Origin of the sequence: Bradyrhizobium sp. (genome assembly GCF_049586575.1) — a bacterium.
Lineage (GTDB): Bacteria > Pseudomonadota > Alphaproteobacteria > Rhizobiales > Xanthobacteraceae > Bradyrhizobium.
Map to the genome: position 1 here is coordinate 1 of NZ_JBAVCF010000597.1, position 4,218 is coordinate 4,218.

General features: G+C 60.7%; 2 protein-coding genes and 1 pseudogene. All 3 read right to left on the bottom strand.

Translation table 11 applies throughout. From position 1 onward, the window contains the following. Window positions 1–12 precede the first annotated feature (12 nt). Window positions 13–1,113 (bottom strand): MBL fold metallo-hydrolase, encoded by a 1,101-nt coding sequence (locus WB528_RS22310; protein WP_423890748.1) that lies wholly within the window; start codon window positions 1,111–1,113, stop codon window positions 13–15. Window positions 1,114–1,250: 137 nt separating this feature from the next. Beyond that, window positions 1,251–2,537, bottom strand: a pseudogene (locus tag WB528_RS22315) (multicopper oxidase domain-containing protein); the annotation flags it as partial. A gap of 272 nt (window positions 2,538–2,809) precedes the next feature. Continuing rightward, the coding region (locus WB528_RS22320; protein ID WP_423890749.1) for a multicopper oxidase family protein at window positions 2,810–4,218 on the bottom strand (1,409 nt) is incomplete at its 5' end.

Here is a 4,218-nt window from a genome sequence, read left to right on the forward strand (position 1 = left end):
GTCAGGTCTCGGTCAAATGCCGAAGGTGATGCGGGTGCCGGTCGTGGTGGTCAGCACCTTGCCCGGCATCTGCCGTTGCGCTTCCTGGGTAAAGTTGAGCCCGCTGCAATGCATGGGGATCACCACATCAGGATTGAGCTTGCCCATCTCGGCAACGACCTCTGTCAGGTAATCCGGCCGGGCGGGGCCGAGATGGAAGCCGCCCACGATCGCATGCACCTTCTCGATGCCTGAGACTTCCATCGCCTGCCGTACGGAATTGACGATGCCGACATGGCCGCAGGAAGAAATGACGATGAGACCCTTGTCCTTCAGGTTGAAGCAGGTCGCGTGCTCGTGGATGTGTTCGTCAGGCACAATCTTGCCTTCCATTTCGGCCGGCAAATAATGGCTCCAGTTGCATCCCGCGCCGTCCTTGAGCTTGAACTCGACCACCGTGTTCGGCAGCACCTTTTCAATCGAGTTACGCTTGATCTTGCCGGTGGTGAAGGCCACATCGGAGATCACGGTCGGGGATTCGCACAGCATCACCTTGACATCGCGCTTGGCGAGATCGCGGCGGTCGAGCATGCCAAAATCGCTCAGTTCGCCCTTTCCGTTCCGGTTGTAGCGCTGGCAGAAATTATCCTCGCCGCCTGCATACATCGTGAGGTCGGCCGGCATCGATTTGCGATGCTTGTCGAGGAAGCCCATCATACCGCCGAGATGGTCCCAATGGCCGTGGCTCATGATCAGCGCGTCGACCTTCGAGGGATCGATCTTGAGCAATTCCAGGTTGCCGTTGATGGCCTCAGGCGTCCAACCGTAATCCAGCAGCAGCGTGCGTTTGACGTCGCCGCGCTGCGGCTCCAGGAATAACGAAAGACCCCATTCGCTGTGCAGCGGCCGCAGCGAATTGGCGGAACGGCCGGGCTCGGTTTTCACGCCCGCGACTTCGGCCGGCTTGAAAAAGACATCGCTGGCGCTATCGACGATCACGCGCACGCTGAGCTTGTCGATGGTGGGCACGTCAATCGGCCCGGCTTTGGCCAGCTCGATACAGGAGAATCCGCCCGCGGCGGCGGCGAGCCCCGCCGACATTTTCAAAGCGTCGCGTCGATTGAAATTTGGCATGCTGCTACTCCCGCGGTTTTCCGCCGACAATACTGGGCCGGTTCAGCGGCCTGTCAACTGAAATGGGCGGGGCGATGCCCGTTGCCACGCCCCCATCAATCTGCGGCATGAGGCCGACCGCCGATCAAAGCCGTCCTTCAGGCGCATACATATTGCCCCATCATGCCGGCATCCTCGTGTTCAAGGATGTGGCAGTGATACATAAAGGGGTGTTCCCGCGTCGCGGGGTGGTCGAACTTCACGAGAAGTTCTGCTTCGTCTTCGACCAGAACCACATCTTTCCAGCCTGCAAGGTGCGCGGGAGGTGGAGCTCCGCCCAGCGACAGGACCCTGAACGACGCTCCGTGCAGATGAAAGGGATGCGCCATGCCGCGCGAGAGGATCTTCCACACCTCCATCGTCCCAAGCGCGGCCTCGACGTCGATGCGCGCCATGTCGTGAGTCTTTCCGTTGATGCACAGACCCGGCAGCGTGCCCGTCTCCGTGGGACGCTGGCCTCCGCAAATCCCGTTTTCGAGAAGAAACTCCCGACGACGAACGGAACGATTGACATCCGCCGTCGCGGGTTCAATCAGGCTGATTGGGATTTCTTTTGTTGCCGCCGCCCTGGCCGTCGGTTCGAAGCGCATGATCGGGACAAAAGCGGCAGTGTCCTCCTCCGACACCGCACCAAATATGCCCATCGCCTTGTCGGGGCCGGTCTCGAGCACGACTGGTTTGCCGCTCGAGAAATCAACAATGATTTCGAAACGTTCCGCCGGAGAAATCCTGAGTTGCCGCATGACGGCCGGGGCCGAAAGAAAGCCGTTGTCCGACGCGATGACGTAAAACTTTCGCTTGTCGCTGAATCGCAAATCGAAGTTTTGCGCATTGGCTGCGTTCAGGATACGCAGCCGCACGAGACCGCTGGGCACTTCGGCCAAAGGGGCGACGATGCCGTTGGCGATAATCGTGTTGCCCCGCAGGCCATACTGGATCGTAAGGGGATCGAGATCGTACAGAAGCGATCCGTCGGGACCGAACGACCGGTCTTGCAGGATGATCGGCAGATCATCGATTCCATAGGCGTGCGGCAGGCCGAGTTTGGTGTCCGAACCGTCATCGACAATGATCATTCCCGCAAGGCCCATATAGACCTGCCGCGCCGTGTCATGGTGCAGGTGTGGATGGTACCACAGCGTCGAAGCCGGCTGATCAATCTTGAGTCTGGGTCGCCATCTACCGTCCGGCTTGATGACCTGATGGGGTCCGCCGTCGACGTCGCCGGATACAAGGAGCCCGTGCCAGTGCACCGTCGTATCGACATCGAGCCTGTTCTCGACGGTTACCTCGACTTCGTCGCCGCGGCGCAGGCGCAGGACCGGTCCGAGAATCTGTCCTGAGTAGCCATACGCGCGCGTGGGTTTGCCACCCACGAACGAGTGACTTACGGACGCAACCGTCAATTCGAAGGCGTTGCCCCGCTTGGCCGCATCGATCAGCGGCGGAATAGGCAGGCGCCTCTCAAAGCGTACCGGGCGCCCCTGCGCAAGGCGGCCGCCCATGAGGCCTCCGAAGAAACCGCTCGATATGGCGGCAGCGAAAGCAAACTGGCGTCGATTCAGCGTCGATGGCAAACGAAGCCTCTTCAATTGAACGCGCCCGCTGGGTTTCGCCACACACCGGTCGACCGAACCCGGATTCGGCAACCGTGTCACTACATATAGTCGAAAAGCGCCATGAAGCCGAAATCCATATGAAGCTGCTGATGGCAGTGAAACAGGGTCTTGCCTGGATTGTCGGCCACAAAGTCGACTTCGACTTCCTGATAACCGCCGAGCATGACGACGTCCTTCCTCACGCCGGAAGTGGCTTTGCCGGCAATACGCGTGATTTCGAAGCTATGGCGGTGCAGATGAACGGGGTGAACGTCGTCACTGGCGTTGCGCATCTTCAGGCGATAGCGGCGGCCCTGCTTCAGGCGAAGGATCGGGTCCATCCTCGCCATAGAGAAGGCGGTGCCATTGATGGTCCATTCGTTGAAGCCGTCCAGCGCCGCATTGTTCTTGGCAAACGTCATCTCGAAAGTCTCGTCCGGCGCGGCGGCAGGCTCCTGCTTGCCGAAAATCGTGTAGTCCCAGCGATAGCCGGCAGGCTTTACCCATTTCGGCTTGCCGGTGCGCCCGGCATATTCGACCACAATGCCCATGCCCTTGCCGCGGTCGTCGTCGGCCATATCTCCCAACACCCATATACCGGGGTTCTTCATTTCCACGATAGCCGAGATACGCTCGGCGGTCCCGAGCCAGAGCACCGGCACTTCGACAGGCTTCGGCACCGGATTGCCGTCGAGCGCCACGACCTCGAAACGATGACCCGGCACTGCGAGGCTGCGGATTTCCGTGGCGCTGCCGTTGACGATATGAAACAGCACGCGTTCGCCCTGCTTGACGCGGACCGGCTCGCCATGGCCGAGCATGCGGCCGTTGATCGAAAACAGGTCGTAGCCGACCTCGTAACCGTGCGGTTTGCCGCTTGCCATCGAGGCGCGCATCGCGCTCTCGCCCACGTCCTCAAGCGATTTGACTGGCGCTGCCTTCGCCAGAAAATCGGAGGCCATGTCGCCGCCACGGCTAAGCGTCGGCTGAAACTCCTTGAGCATCAGGAAGACTTCGCGATCGTAACGCCCCGCCTCGCGTTTTGGCTCGATGTAAACCGTGCCGACCTGCCCGCTATATTGACCGTTGGTGAGGTCGGCGCCCGGCACAAGATGCGTGTGATAGAACCGCAATCCCGCCGGGCCCGGGGTAAAGCTGATCCGGCGCATGCCATGGGCGGGAATGTAGGGTGTCCCCTCTTCCGCCGCGCCGTCGACATCGACCGGCACAGTCTGTCCATGCCAATGCAACTGTTCGGGCGTGTCGGTGTCGTTGTGGATATCGACCACCACCGGTTGCCCCTCCCTCAAGCGCAGCAGGGGGCCGGGAAATTGCCCGTTATAAAGCTTGGTCGAAACAATGTGGTCAGAGGCAAGCTCGACCAGCCCACTTGAGATACGAATGGTGTGATCCGCGTTGCCTTGGGGCGGTGCGTTGCCGCCGCCAGCCGCGGACGGTGTCTCGGCCC

Excerpts from the sequence above, each read along its gene's own strand:
- WB528_RS22310 (WP_423890748.1), bottom strand. The coding sequence starts at position 1,113 with ATGCCAAATTTCAATCGACGCGACGCTTTGAAAATGTCGGCGGGGCTC.